The 19,008-nt window shown below is 57.1% G+C and carries 10 protein-coding genes, 1 pseudogene and 1 riboswitch; of the genes and pseudogenes, 1 reads left to right on the forward strand and 10 read right to left on the reverse strand.

The features are described 5' to 3' along the window. Positions 1-150: 150 nt before the first annotated feature. The 9 genes and pseudogenes from ACFSKT_RS20830 to ACFSKT_RS20870 form a co-directional block, all read right to left on the reverse strand. A pseudogene (locus ACFSKT_RS20830) lies at positions 151-927 on the reverse strand (thiazole synthase); the annotation flags it as partial. A gap of 6 nt (positions 928-933) precedes the next feature. After that, positions 934-1,791 (reverse strand): thiamine phosphate synthase, encoded by an 858-nt coding sequence (gene thiE, locus ACFSKT_RS20835; protein ID WP_377718295.1) that lies wholly within the window; start codon positions 1,789-1,791, stop codon positions 934-936. A 19-nt stretch (positions 1,792-1,810) separates the two neighbouring features. Next, the gene (locus ACFSKT_RS20840) at positions 1,811-3,022 is read right to left on the reverse strand and encodes a ThiF family adenylyltransferase (protein WP_377718294.1); all 1,212 of its coding nucleotides are present in this window, start codon (positions 3,020-3,022) and stop codon (positions 1,811-1,813) included. Then, a complete protein-coding gene (gene thiC / locus ACFSKT_RS20845; RefSeq protein WP_377718293.1) occupies positions 3,015-4,775 on the reverse strand; it encodes a phosphomethylpyrimidine synthase ThiC in 1,761 nt (586 codons plus the stop codon). The genes ACFSKT_RS20840 and thiC overlap by 8 nt, the downstream gene beginning before the upstream one ends. 445 nt (positions 4,776-5,220) lie before the next feature. Further along, positions 5,221-5,328, reverse strand: a riboswitch (TPP riboswitch). A gap of 63 nt (positions 5,329-5,391) precedes the next feature. Continuing rightward, positions 5,392-12,330: a glycoside hydrolase family 78 protein gene (locus ACFSKT_RS20850; RefSeq protein WP_377718292.1), complete on the reverse strand. Its 6,939-nt coding sequence runs from the start codon at positions 12,328-12,330 to the stop codon at positions 5,392-5,394. Positions 12,331-12,337: 7 nt separating this feature from the next. Further along, positions 12,338-13,258, reverse strand: coding sequence for a copper amine oxidase N-terminal domain-containing protein (locus ACFSKT_RS20855; RefSeq protein WP_377718291.1), 921 nt, complete (start codon positions 13,256-13,258; stop codon positions 12,338-12,340). Positions 13,259-13,345: 87 nt separating this feature from the next. Then, positions 13,346-14,401 carry a copper amine oxidase N-terminal domain-containing protein gene (locus ACFSKT_RS20860; RefSeq protein WP_377718290.1) on the reverse strand — a complete coding sequence of 352 codons (1,056 nt, stop codon included), beginning with the start codon at positions 14,399-14,401 and terminating at the stop codon, positions 13,346-13,348. 223 nt (positions 14,402-14,624) lie between these two features. Next, a complete protein-coding gene (locus ACFSKT_RS20865) occupies positions 14,625-15,791 on the reverse strand; it encodes a glycosyltransferase family 4 protein (protein WP_377718289.1) in 1,167 nt (388 codons plus the stop codon). 152 nt (positions 15,792-15,943) lie between these two features. After that, a complete protein-coding gene (locus ACFSKT_RS20870; RefSeq protein ID WP_377718288.1) occupies positions 15,944-16,234 on the reverse strand; it encodes a hypothetical protein in 291 nt (96 codons plus the stop codon). 294 nt (positions 16,235-16,528) lie between these two features. Between ACFSKT_RS20870 and asd the strand changes: the two genes are divergently transcribed. Then, positions 16,529-17,317: an archaetidylserine decarboxylase gene (gene asd / locus ACFSKT_RS20875; protein ID WP_377718756.1), complete on the forward strand. Its 789-nt coding sequence runs from the start codon at positions 16,529-16,531 to the stop codon at positions 17,315-17,317. A gap of 147 nt (positions 17,318-17,464) precedes the next feature. On the opposite strand, the gene pdxR is transcribed toward asd, so the two are convergent. Beyond that, positions 17,465-19,000, reverse strand: a complete 1,536-nt coding sequence (gene pdxR / locus ACFSKT_RS20880; protein WP_377718287.1) for a MocR-like pyridoxine biosynthesis transcription factor PdxR — start codon at positions 18,998-19,000, stop codon at positions 17,465-17,467. Positions 19,001-19,008 lie beyond the last annotated feature (8 nt).

Consider the following 19,008-nt stretch of genomic DNA (forward strand, 5'->3'; position numbering starts at 1 on the left):
CGCATGCTGTCTGAGGTTGCTCGCCATCGCGACGGCGGCTTCTCGCGCGGCGTTCTCGCCTTGTGCTGCTGTCGCTGCGTCCAGCTTCACGTCCCGTGCCGGATTGCCGCCATGGCCATCATGGACGGATAATCCCGGCTTCGATATGCCCTCGGCCTCGCTGCTTGCCGAAGCATATTGGCGTCTCGGGATGCGCCCGGACAAATACGACAGCCGGCCGGCTTCGACCGCGAGCCGCATCGCCTGCGCCATGCCGACCGGATCCAGCGCTTTGGCGACGGGCGTGTTGACCAGAATGCCGTCCGCCCCGAGCTCCATCGCCTGCACGACGTCGCCCGCGGAGCCGATGCCGGCGTCTACGATGACCGGCACGCGCGACTCTTGGGCGATCAGCCCGATATTGTACGGATTCAATATTCCGAGGCCGGACCCGATCGGCGCGCCGCCGGGCATGACGGCTGCCGCGCCGGCTTCCTCCAGCCGTTTGCACAGAATCGGATCGTCCGACGTATACGGCAGCACGACGAACCCTTCGGCCGCCAGCCGCTCCGTCGCCCGCAGCGTCTCCAGCGGGTCGGGCAGCAGCGTGCGCGGATTCGCGCTGATCTCTACCTTGATCCAACTGCCGAGTCCCGCCGCCCGGGCCAGCCGCGCGATGCGAACCGCCTCGTCCGCGTTATTCGCGCCCGACGTATTCGGCAGATAAGTCAGCTCGCGCTCGTGCATATGCTGCAAGATCGAATCGTCCCGCGCGTCGTCCAGATTTACTCTGCGCACCGCGAACGTGACGACCTCCGCCTTGGACGCTTCAAGCGCGAGCTGCAGCACGGCCGGACTAGGGAACCGCCCCGTGCCGAGGAAAAACCGGGACTGCAGCCGTTTGCCCCCAATGACGAGCGGATCCATATTGACGTTTGCTTCGATCATGACGTTTTAACCTCCTCCCACAAAATGCACCAGCTCCAGCTGCGCGCCTTCGGACACCTGCGTCCGCGCCCAGGCTTCCCGCGACAAAATAACCCCGTCCAATTCCACGACGATGCGCGCGTCTTGGAGCCCATACTGGCCGACCAGCTCCTGCACGCTCCCGGCGTTCGTCCATTCGTCGCGGCCGTTGACCCGGATTTGCTTGGACGCCGGATTCGGCATAGCCATCGCCGCAAAGGCGCGAAGCCGATGCTTGAACGCCCGACTCGTCTCGGCGGGATCCGCGCTGCCGACGATGGCAGACACGGCGCAGATCCGCTTGGCGCCCGCCTCGAGCACCGCGTCCACATTGTCCAGCGTGATGCCGCCGATCGCCACGAAAGGAATCGTGACGCGATCGGCCGCCTCCCTCACGTAAGACGTCGTTACCGCCTGCCGTCCCGGCTTCGTGCCGGTCGGGAAGACCGGACCGACGCCGATGTAATCGGCTCCCCCCGCCTGCGCCTCTAACGCCTGCGCAATGTTGTGAGTCGAGATGCCGATAATTTTGTCCGGTCCCAGTATCGCCCGCGCCTCAGCCAGCGGCAAATCCTCCTGGCCGAGATGGACGCCGTCCGCCGATACTGCCAGCGCGATGTCCAGATGATCGTTGATGATCAGCGGCACCTGGTAGCGGGCCGTTAAGTCGCGAAGCATGCGCGCTTGGGCCAACACCTCCCGTTTTGGGGCGTCTTTCGCCCGCAGCTGCACGATATCCGCGCCGCCGAGCAGCGCCTGCTCCATCACCTGCTCCAGCTTGCGCCCCGGATGATAGTTCTCGCCCGTGATGACATACAAGCCAAAGTCGAATCCCTTGCTCCTCATGCTCTTCTTCTCCTCTCCATCAGCGCAGGATTGCCGCTGCCCGCATGCCGGTTAGATACGCCCCGCACAGCGCTGTCGCGCGCGCCGGGTCCTGCGTGCCCTGCACCAGGATCCGGCCGTCCGGGAACAAGACCAGCTTCTCCCCTTCGGGCATGGCCGCCTTGACCAAATACGGATTGCTCGTCACTTCGCAGCCGCGTGCAGCCAGCCATTGCTCCGCCTCGCCCAAATCCAGACCGATGCCTTCTTCCATCGTGACCTGAACGGTATCCCGGCCGCATAAAACCGCGGTTTGCGCGCGAAATCCGTGATGAACGGGCTCGCCTTCTGCCAGCGGGCCGGATCGATTCAGGGATAACGATGTCAAATGAAAGGCGGCCTGCCGCGAGTCGCGCGCACCCTTTGCATTGCGGCCGCGAATTCTCGAATTGTCCGCATCGCCTCCGCGTTCTGCCGCCGCTTGCGCGCCGCCGCAAATGTCGCACCCCTGCGCGGGCGAAGGAAGCGCCGACTCCCGGACTCGGAAATGCCACAGATCCCCGCTCAGCCACGTGCGCCGCAGCGCTTCGCGTCGCCCGCTCAACCACTTCAGCGCTTCCGCTGCCTGCAGCGCGGCGACCCACTCCACGGCCGGCGCGATGACGCCGATCGTATCGCAGGTGTCCGCTCCCGAATCCGACTCGCCGCCCCCGATCAGACAGCGTAAGCAAGCGGTGGCGCCGGGAACGAGCGACGCGCTCATTCCTTGGGAGCCGGCCACTCCTCCGTAGAAGAACGGGATGCCCCGCCGGAAGCCATGTTCGCTCAGCAGCAGCCGAGCCGCCGCATTGTCGGTCCCGTCCAGCACGGCATCCATGCCCTCCAGCAGTTCGCCGACGTTCGCGTTCGTCACGTCCTGCACGCGCGCGTCCACTTCGATCTCGCCGTTGATCAGGCGAAGCTTGCGGGCCGCCGCGACGGCCTTCGGCAGCGATTCCAGCGCATCCTGCTCGTCGAACAGCACCTGCCGCTGCAGGTTGCTCGGCTCGACGTAGTCGCGGTCGACGATTCGTACGAGTCCGACACCCGCGCGCGCCATATGTTGGGCCAGCGAGGCGCCGAGCGCCCCGCAGCCGACGATCAGCACGCCCGCTTGTTCAAGGCGCCGCTGCCCGCTCTCGCCGATCGGCGCGAACCGCGTTTGCCGGGAATACCGGTCCGGCCAGCGCGGCTGCTCCTCCGGCTTACGCATAGATACTGCTGCCCGCCGCCTTGAAGGCGTCGGATTTCTCTTTCATACCGGCCTCCACCGCTTCTTCCGTGTGCAGCCCGTTCGCCTCGGCATAGTCGCGGATATCCTGCGTAATGCGCATGCTGCAGAACTTCGGCCCGCACATCGAGCAGAAATGCGCCGACTTGGCCGCTTCGGCCGGCAGCGTCTCGTCATGGTAGGACATCGCCCGCTCGGGATCGAGCGACAGATGGAACTGATCGCGCCAGCGGAATTCGAAGCGGGCTTTGGACAGCGCGTTGTCCCGAATTTGCGCGCGCGGATGCCCTTTCGCCAGATCGGCCGCATGGGCGGCGATTTTGTATGTAATGACGCCTTCCTTCACGTCCTCTTTGTTCGGCAGCCCTAAGTGCTCCTTCGGCGTGACGTAGCAGAGCATCGCGGTGCCGAACCAGCCGATCATCGCCGCGCCGATCGCGGACGTGATGTGGTCATACCCCGGCGCGATATCCGTCGTCAGCGGACCGAGCGTATAGAACGGCGCCTCGTCGCACAGCTCCAGCTGAAGGTCCATGTTCTCCTTGATCAAGTGCATCGGCACGTGCCCCGGTCCTTCGATCATGACCTGGACGTCGTGCTTCCAGGCAATCTTCGTCAATTCGCCCAGCGTTCGCAGCTCCGCGAATTGCGCCTCGTCGTTCGCATCGGCGATCGAGCCCGGACGGAGACCGTCGCCCAGCGAGAACGACACGTCATAGCGCTTCATGATTTCGCAAATTTCTTCGAAATGCGTGTACAGGAAGTTCTCTTTGTGGTGCGCCAGACACCACGCCGCCATGATCGAGCCGCCGCGCGAGACGATCCCGGTCACCCGCTTCGCCGTGAGCGGAATGTAGCGAAGCAGCACGCCGGCATGAATCGTGAAATAATCGACCCCTTGCTCCGCCTGCTCGATGAGCGTGTCGCGGAACACTTCCCACGAGAGATCCTCGGCTTTGCCGTCCACCTTCTCAAGCGCCTGGTAGATCGGGACGGTGCCGACCGGCACGGGCGAGTTGCGGATGATCCATTCGCGCGTCGTGTGAATGTTTTTGCCCGTCGACAGATCCATGATCGTGTCCGCGCCCCAGCGGGTCGCCCACGTCATCTTCTCCACTTCCTCCTCGATCGAGGAGGCGACCGCCGAGTTGCCGATATTGGCGTTGATCTTCACGTGGAAGTGACGCCCGATGATCATCGGTTCGCTCTCCGGGTGGTTGATATTGGCCGGAATAATCGCGCGTCCGGCCGCGATCTCGCTGCGGACGAACTCCGGCGTCATGCCTTCGCGAATCGCGATATATTCCATCTCCGGCGTCACGATGCCTTGGCGCGCGTAATGAAGCTGCGTCACATTGCGTCCTTCGCGGGCTTTCAGCGGCTTGCGGGCCAGACCCGGGAACAGCTCGGCGCCGCGCTTAACCGCGGTCTCCTCCGAGCGGAAGCCGTTGTCGAGCGGCTTCACTTCGCGCCCGTCGTACGATTCGACGTCGCCGCGTTCCTCGATCCAAGCGCGCCGCGAAGCCGGCAAGCCGCGGCGAATATCCGCTTCGTAATCCGTGTCCGTGTATGGACCGCTCGCATCGTACACTCGAATCGGTTCGTTCGCTTCTTCGCTTCCGCGCACGGAGCTAGGCGACAACGCGATCTCGCGCATCGGTACGCGAAGGTCGGCGCGGCTTCCTTGTACATATACTTTCCGGCTGCCTGGCAGCGGGGTTGTCAAGATTGGCATAATAAAAAACCTCCTAGGCGTGGATGAGAAATCCCCTAGGAGGCATGATCAGCAGTCAAAAAAGCCGGGCAGGCGCGAATGTGCCCGACGTGATATCAGATCCTTAATCGAGAAATGAAGCGCATCTCCATCGCCGCTCCGCTTGCATACGGAAAATCAGCAGCGCGATGACGCCGTACAAGATCTCGAATTCTCGCTTCGGCCGTTGCGGTGCGCGGCGCGATGGCTCGAGGACTCCTCCGAAGTGGCCCATTCGCCCACGCGGGTATGTCCGATTCGCTACGCGCACAAAAAAACCGCTCCGGCGAAGGAGCGGTCTGTTCACGCGGTTCACCTGTTCGCAAGCCGGACGTCGCACGTCCCTGGCCGCGAAGAGGAATAGTCCACACCTGCTGCTCCCGCAACACGCCGAAAGGACGCTGCTGCGGACAGGCAAGACGAATTCGCACGCACATTCCCACTTTCCTACGCTGGCATAACCCAGATCAGGTTCGAAGGGACCAAGGCGTGATTCGCCTTATCTCAGCCCGGATGGGCGCCCCTAGTGGATTTCATGGTACGACTATACCCCGTGCTTAAATATACTGTCAACCCTTTTTCTTCCTGCCGCAGCCGCCTATTGCTTGCGATGAACACCGTACGTTTGATTGACGTTGCCCGCGATCTGGACAGGCACGGAGACCGTCTTCACTGTACCGTTGCTGTATTGGACGCGGAAAACGAAGGCGAGCGGCCCGTCCGCCAAGTCCTCGAATCCGCTTTCCCACAACTCGCCGCTCCATGCGGTTCGGGCCGGGTTATCCGCCGTCAACCGGACGGTCGATCCATTCAGCGTCACGTCCACCCGGTCGGCCGTCGTGAGGGTCCCTGTCGCCGTCGTTTGGGCGCGCAGCACGAACTTCTCACCGGCCCAAAACACGTGCGCTCCCCGCGGCTCATTCTCCTTGCCGCTCTTCGCAAGGTTGTAAGCCCGCCGCCGGTTGTCCCACTCCGGCGTGTGCCGGACCGCGCCCGACAGCCCGAGCGGAAGGACGGGGATCGTCTTCGTGACCAGGACGGGCGGCGCTTGGCCATCCGAGATGGAGAGCACGACCGTGTAATTTCCTGGCTGAACCGCCTTGAAGGAAGGTCCGGCCGTCGAATACGGCGGGCTGGTCTCGAAGGAATACGTCGACAGCTGGCCACCGGGCGCAGTTACGCGATAGCTTAGCGTCAAGCGATCGTCATCCGGATCGGTCAGCGCGTGCGTCAACTGAACGACATCCCCTTCGTAGACGGGGCTAGGCGTCCAGCCGAAGTCTCCCTCCGGCGGATCGTTCGTGATGATCGTGAAAAATTTCGGCGAGCTCCAAACGCTCCAATCAAAGCCGTCGAACACCCGCACGTTCACGCTCAGCAGGATGTTCTCCGGCAGATCCGCCGTCGGCACGAACTGCTGCTGGACGCCCGAGCGAACGCCCGTATCGGCAATCACGCCACCGTCCTGCCGCGTGATTCGCAGCTGAAATTGCGACTGCTCATCTGCATCCGGATCGCCGTAGGTCCATATGAACCGCGGACGCAGCTCCTTCACCACGGTCGGCGCCGACGCATTCGCGCTGCCCGGGTCCGTCACCTGCGCCGTTGGCGGACGGTTCACAATTGTCACCTGGCTGGTCATCTCCGCGTCTTGGCCGGCGGAATCCTCGACCACCTGACGGATTCGGAAAGTCCCCATCGTCGAGAACGCCTTCGTCCACGTCGTGCGGGACGTGCTTTGCAGCGCTTCATTCTCTTCGGCCCCCAGCTTCGACACATAATAGGCATGCGCGATATGTTCTCTGCCGCCATCCTCCTTATCCGATGCAGAAGAGGAGAATGTAACAACCGCGCCGCGGTGCGTCTCGACCGGATTCGCCGTAAATCCGGGGATCGGCGGGTCATCCGGAGCAGGCAGCCTGCCGATGGAGATGTACTCGACATCGTATTCGCTCCATGCTCCGTATTCGTCTTTCACGGCCATGCCGATCTCGTATATGCCTGTCTCCGCAGGTGTCGTAAGCTTCTTGGCCGCGTAGGTGCCGCCGGGCGAAATGTAATAAAACCGCTTCTCCACGATGCCGCGATTAAGCCTGTAATCAATGCCCGTATTTTCCAAGGAGTAGTCCGAAGCGCTCCAGTAGCGGTCCGGGTCGCGGCTGCGGTCCGTCCATTCGATGTACCCCTCTTCCCCTTGCTGCACACTGAAATCCGCGATGGGCCGCCGATGGACGGTTATCGTCTGCTCGAACGTATTCGAGGATTTCCGGTAGCTGCCGAATACGGTGCTTGGGAATAAATAATCGGGATTCGGATCGTCCTTCGCCCGAAGTTGGATCGCGTAATCGCCGACCGCGTCAAAGGCAAGCTGAGCGTTGGCAAACGTCTTGCCGTGAAGCTTGGATACGCCCTGATGGTGGATAAACCGCGCCGTATGCCGCACCGACCAGTCGTATTGCCCGCCCGCGGCCGGATCGTTCTCCGGATCGGCGAAGACGATATCCTTGTACTGGATGTCCGCCTTGGCCGCGCCTTCTTCCCAGATGGCGTAAGCATGGGACCATGGCGAGCTGCGATCAAGCGTCTTGTAGAAAATGCTGCCGAAGGTGACATATGACTTGTCGCTGAAATAGCCGAATTTCCCCTCGGCGTATGTTGCGTCGTTAGCTGCCAGTATCGGCGTGTTGTTCAGGAAAACTTCGAGTTCCTCGCCGGCCGCCCGGACTTTCAGCACGTAGTCCTTTTGACTTTGAAACGGATACGGTACGCTGTCCAGCACCGTGCGGATGCCGGATTGATACACCGCCAGCGCCAAGGATCGCCCGTCGCTCTCGACCGCGTATCGCTGCGTCGGACTGCTCATGCGGAAGGAATAGCCGAACCATTCCTGATCATAGTCGATGTCGCGGATGTTAAACGCAAACCGCGCTTCAAAGTCTTTCAGGGTCGATGATGTCGATGAATAAAACTGGCCGTTCGTGAACGATTTGACGATTGCAGGCGTCGTGGATGGTGGTCCAACAGAAATATTGAGATTGACCAAATCTTGCGGACTGTAGCAGCCGTCACATTGCGCTCCCGAGAAGGAGGCAAACACCCCGTCCTGTACGTATTCGCCGAATACTTGCGGGCTAAAACCGGCTGGAGCGCCTGCTCGTCCAATGGTATTCCCGCCCTGATCGTAAATCTCATTGTAGCCCCGCTGTACACCAAGGTCATAGCCATCAGGCTGATTTGCCCGATTGGTACGGTTGCCCTCAATCGTGACGGTTGCGCTTTGACCGCCCCATCTTTTTCCGCTCCAGTCCATGAAGTACTTCGGGCCGAGACGATTATTAGGACCGCCTGTGTAATCATAATGTTGGGATAGCTCATCCGCATGGCTAAAATCGTTAATGGTCTTGATCACCCCGCCAGTAGCCGTGTTGATCACCTTTAACTCCGTCATGGCGTTCGGAATGACTTGTCCCTGGGAGGGGTAATAATCGTAGTAATACTTGGCATATAACTCACCAGTAATCGGATCAAGCATTAAGGATGGAATGGACTCAATCGACTGATAAAAGACGCTCATAAAGGTCGCATCTAAAGTAGGGCCTGGTAAATTATTGTGAAGCGGGTGCAAAGGTGTTAAGTAAACACGCCATACCAGCTTTCCGGTTGCATCGTACTTGGTCACATTGAGATCGGGTACACCGCGCAAGCTGCCACTCCAAGGCGTATACCCCTCATACTGATACATGTTTCCGGCTGCATCGAAGAATGGGGAGTATCCTCCGTACCTCAATTGCATATCGCTTGAACTCATGTTGTTTTTTGCATATTCACCCTTAGCAGCAGGTGCAAGTTGTTTACTTAAAAAGGTAAAGGTAAGGTCTGCGTTTATTCGAAATCGGTACTGGAATACTTGCCCTGGCTTTGCTTGGGAAATAGCGTTTTGAACGACAATTCCTGTGCCCGTGGCTCGTTCTAAAACTCCGACGCCTCCCCCATCTGGAATTCCGTTGTCCGTGAGCATTTTTTTCAACTGCGCATAAAAGTCCGGATTGTCCATGGAACTGCGCACTTGTTTGCCCGTGAACGCGTCATAGACGACGATTTCACTGTACCAGTAGGATTGACCATCGTATTTGCCATCCCAGCTCCTTTTGGCGTATATATATCCATCGGCCAGCTTCCAATCGGTAAAATACGATGGCGTCATATAGACCTCTATTGCACGCCCGCTGGAATCTTTAAATGGCATTCTCTTGGACGAGGGTTCATTTTTATTGATGACAAATACAAACGGACTGCCGTTTGTATATTCCCTCGTAAACGTACCCCATCCTCCAATGATGGTTTTAACCGGACTCAGTTTTTTGGGGTCTAGCGCATAAATTTTCGTTTCATACGTGTACGTTCCGTCTAGTTCCCGACCAGATTGATAGGTACTGAAATACACATATTTCTTGTTGGAGAAGAGAGTCCCTTCACCATTATAAGTATCATACCCGCTGAACTGGAAAAATTGTTTAGTAGCAGGGTCAACCAATGGGTAAGAGAACGTATGGGTATTTCCGACTTGTGAACGCCATGGTGAAAGTCGGTTTGGCCCGTAGCCATTATCCGCCATTACCAAGGTTTCATAGGAGTCATAGGTTCTTCCGTTGCCTCCATATACCGTTCGACTAATCCGATAGGTTTTAATGTCCTGTGGCCCGAAATTCCGGCCTTCCAGGCCGACAAGCTTCTTTCCTTGGACTTCCCAAAGATTAGCCTTGTTATAGACTGGCTTGTTCGTGTTCGTAATATAAAGCGATTGATTGAGCATTTGCGCAGGCGTCAGCTCGGTGTACCCATCAAGATCCGGGTTCGGGTTCTTCCCTTCCATCGAGAAGCTGACTTCCGGGGCTTGGTTCACGACGTCCATTGTCAATGAGCTTGCGACTTCATTTTCTGTATCGTCGAATTTCCCGTAAGCCTCCGTAACCTTCACGTAGAAAAGGTACTTCCCGACTTTCGAAGGAGTAAACGTCGTTTTCACTAGCGTACCTGTATGCGATTGCCATATATCATCGGCAAATCCATTGTTGTTGGCATCGTACTTGTATTTGTACTCCGCTTGCGTGATCGGATCGCCATCCGGGCTGGTCGAACGGTTAAGAATTTCTGCTACCTCGCCGCGGATCGCGACGGGAGGAACGCCTAACTTGGCGACAGGCGGCAAGTCCGGTTTGACGGTAATCGTACAATAAGCAGGCTCAAGGGATTTGAGTCCGTTCGCGTCGTACACATGGAGTCCGACGGTCACGGTAACATTGGACGATGTGCCGTTGTAATAGCCCTCGGTTTTCTTGTTGATCCATTCGTCCCGCGTATGATCGATACTAATCTTCAGCGGGCTATAGCTGCGGCTCGCGTCGAATGCACTGTCCGGGATCGGATGATTCTCAATGACGGCAGCCGGGCAGCCGATGATCGGAACCGGGTTCGGCGGTACGACGTTGATATACGTACATGCTGTGGCAGATAGGCCCCACTGATCCTGCATCTGTCCGCAGACGTTATGCCAGCCAGTGACGTCCATTTTTATGCCATGCTGCCCGTTTACGTATTCGATACTATTGGACGGGATCGACTGGATGAATGCACTGCCTGCAGCAAAGTCGAACCCCATAAAGGACATCAGGTCGCCATCCGGATCGTTCGGGGTCGGCACGGATGGATCTTCGAGGTAGACAAGGTCCAGCGTTGTACCGGCGACGACTTCATGCAAGGCCGTCTTGGTATCGTTTGGCCGCGTGAAGCCGATTTTGAATGTCGGCGGGCCGTTTTTCGACGGTCCGGTAACGTTCAAGCCCTTCGGGCCGATCCAGTTACTTTCGCCGCAGCTAGTTTTGATTTTCATATAGACGCTATGGTAGCCGACCCCAATCACCCAAGGGTAATCACTAAATGAATAGGTGGAGTCCGTGGTCTGGCCGACGACATTTGGACCAGTCCATGTGCCGCTGCGTTCGATTTTAAACGAATGCGAAATGTAGGTGCAGCCGTTCAATTGAACATCCTTTGGATGCAGCTTGAACGAGTCTTTGTACGCGATCGTCTCTGGCACGACATCGAAGTCTCCCGTAAAGCTTTGCGCATGCTGATAGTAGAAGGAGACGTATGCTTTCTTCTGTGTGGTGCTCAGACTCACGTTGATCTTGTCTCCGGTGCCGACGGTGTCATCGTAGCGGATATAAGACAAGCTTGAACCGTTAACCGATCCATACTGTGAATGGGCATTGAATTGTTCGGAGTAGGGAAGAGAAGTGATGGGTTTAATCTCTTCTCTCTCCATTTTGTATGTACCTGTCGGTCCGGCCCTGACCATATGACGAATGCTGATTTGCGCATCGCTTACGACCTCGTAGACGAGATGCAGATGCATGCGCTGAAAATCGCCGGAATTGTACGTGAATGTACCGAAGGACCCGCTGGTGTATGGGCCGCTTTTGCTTGGTTCTGTGCCGGTGGTCGTCTTACGATAGCCGACGTATTGGTACCCGCTGGCGTTCGGAATCGACGCTGTATACGATTGGCCGTCTGCTAGCTTATCGACGTGGTTCTTAAATGGAACCGGATCGAGGCTTGCGCCGGTTGTCGTGAGGTGTTTAACGTCGACCGCCCCTCCGGTCTCGTAGTAGAAGGTGATGTACTTTGTGTCGTACGTCCCATTGTAGGTAAATGAGCTTGGTTTACCTTCAAGTATAGAACCGCCGGAAGGGGCAGTTTCATTTTGTTCCTTGTACCCGACGTATGTATACTTCGAGTTTGTTCCGGGCGCGGCGGTATAGGGTTTATTCACCTCCATGGCCCTTGAATTGGTATCCGTTTGGCCGGTGAAAAGATCGTCGATATTGACGCCGTCTGTAGTGAAGTGGTGGACTTCTAGGAATCCATCAAGTTGAAATTCAAACACTACTGGGTATAGATAGCGCCATGCTTCCACATCAGGATCGAACTTGTCATGTTCACCTTCAATTGCATCTACAGGATTTTTGGCGTTTAATACACCGTCGATAAGAGCGGTGAATGAAATATTGCTCGTGCCTATACCTTTCTTGCTGTTTGAAGCAATACTTGGATCGGATGAGCTTCCGACATACTGAGCGTATGATCTATAATCTTCCCCGCGAGATTTCGTAAAAACATAGCCATCTGAAGTGGGTGAAAACGCTCTGATCTGTACGTCACGAACAGTTCTGCCGGGAAAACTAAAGTTATATGTGTAGCTCATTTCTGCAGGTTCGCCAGGTCTCTTGCTTACCCACTCACCAGCGGAGTTTTTCCAAATTTCGTATGACATAAAACCAACGGCGTATCTCGAGGTGGGCGGTTTGTTGTAAGGGACTTCTATAAGAGAAACGGGAGTAACCATGGCATTGCTGCCAACCGAGGAAGCTGCCCTGACAAAAAAATTCAGCCCAGGGATCGCCTCCATAAGTAATCCGGCCACTAAGATACAAATGATGAGAATCGCGTATCTCTTCTGTGTCTTTTTCCTAATCAAGACCTAATTACCTCCATGGGTTTCTCAAGTAAATAAAGCTATCGAAAGTTGCAAAAATTTGAATGTAGCTAACTTGGTTCATTGTGAAACTCTTGTAGTTGATATTGTTGAGAAGGTATTTATCTCTTTCCGAAATAATCGGGTAAAAATGAGTCCTAAAATCTCCATTTGATATTCGAAGTTTATCTAATGCGTCTCTGAACAGGAGTTTTCCGTCATTTGTCATGAAGTAAAGTGGTGTCACCATGATTCCTTTATCGGTGGTTGTTGCCTTGATGTATTTTTCATTATTGGCTCCGAAAGAAATATCATATCTATAGAAGATTCGATTACCAATTTTAAAAGGAAATGCATTTTGTTCAATAATCGTGACTGTGTTTGTGGCTGGCTCGGTTAATTTAAGCATCCAGTCGTCATTTTTGTAATAACTAATATACGGTTTAAGAGAAGTTGGTTTAGAGCCTACGTCCTTTAGTTCGGGAACATCCTTGCTGCCTACCCAAACGTATTTAGTGAGGCTGTCCCACTCAACTGCCACTCCAAGCCCGGCGACGGCTTGCAGGGGAACTAAAGTGCGTCCATTCTCAGAAATAACCTCAGCATTCAAAGTTTTGCTTTTCCCGTCTACAATTGCTGTCTTTGATCCGATCGTGACTTTCACAACTGATTTGCCGCTAGAAATTGTCACGTCATTTCCGCTTAGCATAATTGTTGCGCCCATCTTTTCACTGATGAAACGAATTGGAACAAGTACAGCGCCATCGATTACTTTGGGACCGACGTCCCCGGAAATTTGCCGAGCATTATATAGCACTTTTACCGGCATATCGGAGCTGACGATGGCTGCCGATGCTTGACCGGCCCCAAACGATCCGATAGTTGCGGTGAGCAGGGCGGCCGCGGCGATCGATTTCAAAGATTTCCTCATAGAATTCATCCTCTCGATTAAGCGGCTCTTTTTCCGAAGAACCGCGTTATGTAGTTAACGCGTATTAAGCCACGTCCTGGCAGACGCCTATTTCCCAAGTTGAGCGAGTAAAGCAGCTGCTTTCCCGCCATTCACCTCGACCATAAAATCAATAGAATCAATATTCTTCTGCGTGAGCACAAAGGCGGCAGTGCTTGTCAAACTCTTTCCTGGCTCAAGTCGCCAAGCCATAAGTAGGTTAGGGCTATTCAAAGCCTGTAGATACTCCTTCTTGACCGACATGGCGGGGAGTGCAACCTTCTTGTCGCTATTGATCCGAAATGCAAACTTCGTCGTGAAGTCCTGGTAGTCAAAGCCGATGCTCTTGTCAGTCTGGTTGCTCAATGTCAGCTGCACTTTGGCCAGATAATAGGGCGTTCCAAAATTGGAAAGTTCGTATTTTTTCTGCAGTTCTTTGGCTTCGGCCGAATCAACCGGGTAAATTTCGAATTTGCTAACCTTGACGCTGAAATCCCCCACCGCGACCGTGACCGGCAGCGGCTTCGCCTGGACCAGCCGATACCGCGCATAGTTATTTTCCTTCGCGGAAATAAAGTACACGGTCCCCGTCCGCGCATACCACTGCACCTTATACCCTAACGCCTCCCCGATCGCCCGAGCGGGCAAATAGGTAACGCCGTTCCGCGCAGACGCAACCGTGTCCATCGTCATTTTCTTCCCATCCACAACTAAATACTTCTGGCCGACCGGCACCTCGATTTCGTGCAAGACCGATGTCAATCTAGCACGTTTCGTCTTCTCGTCGTAACTGACGCGAACGCCATCCAATGCCGATCGCACATGACGCAGCGAAACAAGATTGCGCCCATCCTTGTTGATGTAAGGCCCTTCGGCTACTGAACTCGCGGGCATATGCGTCCCGTCTACGTTCAGCATTATCGACCGCGGCGCAGCCCCCGCACTGGACATGAACACGATAGATACCGCGAGGAGAATCGAAGTCACAGCCGTCCGCCAAAGTTTCTTAACTCGGATCCCCCTTCCGCCGCTGCCTAGAGCCTTAACACCGAGGCTGTTCAACGCCCGAATGCTCCAAGCCCGCAATCTACGACTTCCATACAAATCTCTTTCAAAATCCTCCATCACATTCTACCACCACTTCTTTCCTATAGCGACATATAATGACAAAAAACACCTGCCAATACGCTCAACTCGAGCCTATCAGCAGGTGCTTCCTGTCCGTAGTCCTATAACGATGTACCTATGTTCCTCTCATCATAACGCACGCCCATATTGGAAGCAAGACCCAAAATGAGTGAGTCGCATATACGTGCGCCATGTAGAGCCTTTCTAACCTGCAACAATTCTACACGTGCCTGAATCCGCTCTCCCGCAGCAAAGCCAACCAGCGCTGGGCGGAGTGGTCCCACGTAAACGCGTTCTCCACCCGTTCCCGGCTCTTCAATCCCATCAAAAGGCGCAGGTCGTCGCATCGCATCAGCTCCAGCAAACGCTGCTCCAACTCCAATTCGACGTTCTCCGGAGAGACGAGATAGCCGGTCACCCCGTCTTCGATGATTTCTTTCATTCCGCCTGCGCGGGTGGCGACGACGGGCAAGCCGGAGGACATCGCTTCGACGTTGACGAGCCCGAACGCCTCCCGATTCGCGGAAGGCACGACGGCAATGTCCGCGGCGATGAACCAGTCGGGCACCTCCGTATGCGGCACATAGGGGACGAATAGGACGTGTTTCCGAAACTTGGCCCCCATCCGATGCAGCTTGCGCGTGTAAGCCGTCGTGCGCTTCGAGCCATAGAAGGCGCCGCCTACGATGACCAGCAGCACGGAGGGATGCTGCTCGATCAGCCGCGGGAGAATGCGAAGAATGTGATGCACGCCTTTAATGGGGATGAGGCGGCCTATGAACATGACGACGCTTCGCCCTTCCCAGCCTCTCGCCGCGCGAAGCGCCTGGCGTCTTGCCGCGCCCTCCGGCGTATACTGGGACGGGAAGCGCTCGATGTCCACGCCGGGGTGGACGACGCTGACTTTACCGGCCGCCTCGGGCACTCTGCGGATGACGTCTTCGCGAAGAAACTCGCTGTTTACGATAATCCGCTCGGCAAGGGCGAAGCTTCGTTCCAGGTTGGAACGCGTAATGGCTTTGCCGGTAATAAAGGTGGAAGAATGCAGATGCAGCCAAATTCGGCTCCTCGGCCGCTTGCGCTTCAGCCGCAGCACGTACATCGGCCGGTTCTCCACCTCGATAATGTCCGGCGTGAGCCTCTTCAGCGCCGATTGCACCCGAGCCGTGTATTTGCGTTTGTCGGCTGCCGGGTAACGGATGCATCGCGCCCCATTCAGCATCCCGCTTCGGGACAGCGACCGTCCGGTCCGGCCGTAGATGGTCGCATCAATGGTCGGCACCAGCCGCGACACGAGCTTCTCCACGACGCGCTCCACCGAACCGCCGTTCGGCGAAGGAAGCGGGAAAGCGCCTGGCGTGACAAATGCGATGCGAGGACGTGTCATGTCGGGATCAGCTCCTTCTCGCATAGCTAGCTAGTTTAGCTTACGAAGCTGTCCATCGCATGGAAACGGCGGCTCCCTATAGGCCGTCAGAGTTCGGCTATTATCCCGCTTATTCTTGTGTAGCTCTCAAACATGCAGCCCCGCCCGCGCGTCTATCTGGCCCGTTTGAACATCGACTCCACCAGCCGGCTAAGGCCGAATACCGCCAAATAACCTCCACCCGCCAAAAACAACTCATTTAGAAATATTTCGTGCACCGTCGTCATGAGCACCTCGTCGTCCACGATGATTTCGATCACCTTGCCGCCCCCGATCGCCACGACGGCGACATAGGCGAGCAGCGCCGCGAGGTTGGCTGCCAACCGCCACGCTCCGCCCAACTTTCGCAATAACCAAACCAATGCCCCGCCGATCACGGTGCTGATTAAAACCAGCCATTCCATGCCGATCACCTCTACCAGCCAGCATAGGCAAAAGCAAGACGGGACAAACCTCGCCGCAATCGAAGGCGAACATGACGGCCATAAGCGAATCGCACGCCGGTCGAGATGACGGCTTCGCACCGTTTGGAAGAGGCCGTTCCGACCAATAATTCCGAATACATCCAAACATTGGATTTTGCAATCAGCGCACGATCAAGTCCCAGAATGTATTGATTAAACACACGCGATATGTCAAACTAGTCGAAGTACCGCAAGCATCAGCGTTTGAACATAGGAAGGACGTGAATGACGGGCATGACCAAATGGCTGCTCCGATCCATGACCGAGCTTAGCTCCCGCAAATGGATCTCGCAAATAACCGGACGATTCGCGCAATCGTCTGCCAGCCGGCGCTTTATACCGAAATTCGCTGCCATGTACGGCATCCGCGTGGAAGAAGCCGAGAAGGCAATGCATGAATATAGCTCGCTGAACGAATTTTTCACCCGAAGGCTGAAGCCTGGCATGCGCATCATCGACGCCGCGGCCGAAGCGGTCGCCAGTCCCGTGGATGCGCTCATTACGGGCGCGGGACCGATCGAAGCCGGCACCATCTTGAACGTGAAGGGACAGGATTACACGGTGGACGAGCTGCTCAACCGTTCGCCGCGCACCGAGAACTACAAGCATGGCTATTATATCGTGCTCTACTTGAGCCCGACGGACTATCACCGCATCCATACGCCTGTGACCGGCGCCGTCGTCGAGCGCGAGCATGTCCCGGGCAAGGTTTACCCGGTTAACGAGTTCGGCCTCCGCCACATGAAACGCGTGCTCAGCCGCAATGAACGGCTCATCACGTATATCCGCACATCGGCGGGCGAGCTGGCCGTCGTCAAGGTTGGCGCCATGAACGTCAGCAGTATCAAATACGTTGAACCGCGCCGCGACCAAGTCGAGAAGGGCGACGAACTCGCCTATTTCGAATTCGGGTCCACCGTCGTGCTCCTCGCCGAAGACGACAGCTTCATCCCGCGCGAGGACTTGAAGGTCGGACTGAAGGTGCGGATGGGCGAACGGCTCGGCGTATTGGTCGACAATTAGAACAAGCCGCAGCCCATTTCCCCAACGCGACGCGCGAAAAGCCGTCTGAACGCAGATCACCCGGTTGTTACGGGTTGCTCGCCGTTCAGGCGGCTTTTTTAACAGATAATACTTTACGCTCCGTTAAGACGGCGTCATCCGTGTCGCCTATTCGCGGCCGTCGCCGAATAACGAGATCGCCGCAGCTTCAATGCCGGCGACGCCTTCCACGATCAGCTCCTCGCTTAAATGCGCAAAGCCGAACAGCGCGCAGCGCGTATCCGAACCTTGCCTTCCGCTAACCGGTCTCTCCACGTTTTCCCATTCGGGCGCGCCCGACAGCATGTGCTCCACCCAGAACCGCGATCCGTCCGCCCACCGAATGCCTTTCATCCCGCACGCCTCCCGCAGCCGATCGTAATCCTCCGGCAAACCGATCCAATACGCAAACAGATGCAGCCCGGCGTCCGTATCCACGAACGCGAACCAGCGGGACAGCCGCTTGCTCGCCTCGCGGCGAAGCCGGTGCAATCGCCGCCCGCTCACCCGCCGGATGCGCCGGATATGGCGGTCATAGGCGCCGCTGGCGATGAATGCGGCTAGAGCCCGCTGGGCTTCAGGCGCGCTGGACGACGGCTCGAATAGCATTTTGGCCCGGCGGAACGGCTCGACGAGCAGCTCCGGCAAGAGCGCGTATCCGATCCGCTGTTCGCCAAGCATCGTACGGGAGAACGTGCCGACATAGACGACGCGATCCTCGCGGTCCAGCGCCTTGAGCGGTTCATTCGGCCGGCCGCTCCAGCGGAACGTACTGTCGTAATCGTCCTCGATGATGACGGCTCCTTGGCGAGAGGCCCAAGCCAGCAGCGCCCCGCGCCGCTCCGAAGACAGCACCGCTCCGGTCGGAAAATGGCGCGTCGGCGTTACGAACAGCAGGCGCGCCTCCCACTCCTCCGGCACGATGCCTTCCCGATCCACGCGGGCAGGCAAAAGCGCGCCTCCCGCCGCTTGCACCGCGCGGACGATGCCGGCATAGGTCGGATTCTCGATGACGGCCGCGTCGCCCGGCGTCAAGAGCAGCATGGCCAGCAAGCCGATCGCTTGCATCGAACCGTTGGTCAGCACGATTCGCGACGCATCGGCCCAAATGCCGCGCTCGCGCCTCAGCTGGACGGCAATGGCTTCCCGCAGCGGATAATAGCCTTCGCCCGGCAGCGTATCCTGCTTGCCGCCCGCGCCTCTTACTTCCGCGTACATGGCTTTCTTCCATTCCGCTTCGGGGAATAGCTCCCGCGCGTGGACGTTCGTCTCGAAATCAATGCGCGGCCGCGGTTCTTCGCTCGATTGTGCCGCATAGCCGAACGCCTGCAGCCGCTCGCCCCATGCCGATAGCCGAATGGATGCCGAGTCGCTCTCTTTCCTCTCCTTCATTCCCGGAACGCGGGCGCCAGCCGGGCGATAGGCGACGAATGTTCCGCTGCCCGCCTCCGTCCGAACGTAGCCGTCGGCATACAGCATATCGTACGCCTGATTCACCGCTCCCCGCGACAGGCCGTACTCGGCCGCGACCGCCCGGCTGGAGGGCAGCCGCATCCCTTCCTGTGCGAGGCCGCTGACGATCGCGTCCCGCATCGCCTGATAGAGCGCCTCCGTCTTGCGTCCGTAAGCCTCATAATAGCGTTCATATCCCGTTCGAACATTCATGGCACACC

This window comes from Paenibacillus xanthanilyticus, from assembly GCF_042682185.1.
GTDB classification, from domain to species: domain Bacteria; phylum Bacillota; class Bacilli; order Paenibacillales; family Paenibacillaceae; genus Paenibacillus_Z; species Paenibacillus_Z xanthanilyticus.

What these genes read in the sequence shown, in the direction of transcription:
- thiE (WP_377718295.1), bottom strand. Translation starts at nt 1,791, where the DNA reads ATGAGGAGCAAGGGATTCGACTTTGGCTTGTATGTCATCACGGGCGAG.
- ACFSKT_RS20840 (WP_377718294.1), bottom strand. Translation starts at nt 3,022, where the DNA reads ATGCGTAAGCCGGAGGAGCAGCCGCGCTGGCCGGACCGGTATTCCCGG.
- thiC (WP_377718293.1), bottom strand. Translation starts at nt 4,775, where the DNA reads ATGCCAATCTTGACAACCCCGCTGCCAGGCAGCCGGAAAGTATATGTA.
- ACFSKT_RS20855 (WP_377718291.1), bottom strand. Translation starts at nt 13,258, where the DNA reads ATGAGGAAATCTTTGAAATCGATCGCCGCGGCCGCCCTGCTCACCGCA.
- ACFSKT_RS20860 (WP_377718290.1), bottom strand. Translation starts at nt 14,401, where the DNA reads ATGGAGGATTTTGAAAGAGATTTGTATGGAAGTCGTAGATTGCGGGCT.
- ACFSKT_RS20865 (WP_377718289.1), bottom strand. Translation starts at nt 15,791, where the DNA reads ATGACACGTCCTCGCATCGCATTTGTCACGCCAGGCGCTTTCCCGCTT.
- ACFSKT_RS20870 (WP_377718288.1), bottom strand. Translation starts at nt 16,234, where the DNA reads ATGGAATGGCTGGTTTTAATCAGCACCGTGATCGGCGGGGCATTGGTT.
- asd (WP_377718756.1), top strand. Translation starts at nt 16,529, where the DNA reads ATGACCAAATGGCTGCTCCGATCCATGACCGAGCTTAGCTCCCGCAAA.
- pdxR (WP_377718287.1), bottom strand. Translation starts at nt 19,000, where the DNA reads ATGAATGTTCGAACGGGATATGAACGCTATTATGAGGCTTACGGACGC.